This is a genomic window from Streptomyces recifensis, from assembly GCF_002154615.1.
GTDB lineage: Bacteria > Actinomycetota > Actinomycetes > Streptomycetales > Streptomycetaceae > Streptomyces > Streptomyces griseoluteus.
Window position 1 is genome coordinate 1 of the sequence record NZ_MUNH01000761.1, and the last position, 780, is coordinate 780.

Genomic DNA, 780 nt, shown 5'->3' on the forward strand with positions numbered 1-780 from the left:
GCGTCACCAGCAGCGGCCCGACCGTGAACATCACCTCCTGCGCCACCGCGTCCAGCGCGTACGCCGTGTGCACCTGGTCCCCCCGGCGCAGCACCGACGGCCACAGCGCCCGCAGCCCGCCCTCCAGCGGCGGCGTGCACAGGCCCGCCAGCGCCACCAGCGCGTACGCCGGGCCCAGCGGACCGATCCCGCAGAACGCGAACCCCGCCATCGCCAGCGCCGACGCCAGCGCCGCCGGCAACTGCACCCGCGGCTGCCCGTACAGGTCCACCAGCCGCCCCAGCAGCGGCTGGCCCACCGCGTTCGCCACCCCGTACACCGCCGCCAGCGCCCCCGCCAGGCTGTACGTACCGCCCTCCGCGCGCACGAACAGCACCATGGCGATCGGCGCGACCGCGTTGGGCAGCCGGCCCACCAGCGTCCCCGTCAGCAGGCGCAGCGCATGCCGCGCCCGCAGGATCTCCAGATAACCCGTCGCCATGTCCCGCCCCTTCAGCGGCCGCTCCGGCACCCTCGACCGCCGTCGCGATGTCCCCGAAGTGTTACGTATAACTAGCGCTTTCATACGTACCATGTGCGCTGTCCGACCGTCCACACAGCACCCAGAGGAGCACGCCCGCGGTGGCACGCAGCAGCACCCGCCCGACCAGCCGTGACGTCGCCCGCGCGGCCGGAGTCAGCCAGGCCGCCGTCTCACTCGTCCTCGGCGACAAATGGCGCGGCCGCGTCTCCGAGACCACCGCCCAGCGCGTCCGCCAGGCCGCCACCGACCTCGGCTAC

1 protein-coding gene and 1 pseudogene are annotated in these 780 nt (G+C 74.1%); one reads left to right on the forward strand and one right to left on the reverse strand.

The window, feature by feature from the left end; translation table 11 throughout:
• A pseudogene (locus CCN33_RS29400) lies at positions 1–481 on the reverse strand (MFS transporter); the annotation flags it as partial.
• A 140-nt stretch (positions 482–621) separates the two neighbouring features.
• Here CCN33_RS29400 and CCN33_RS29405 point away from each other — a divergent pair.
• A partial coding sequence (locus CCN33_RS29405; protein ID WP_140394751.1) for a LacI family DNA-binding transcriptional regulator occupies positions 622–780 on the forward strand: 159 nt, incomplete at its 3' end.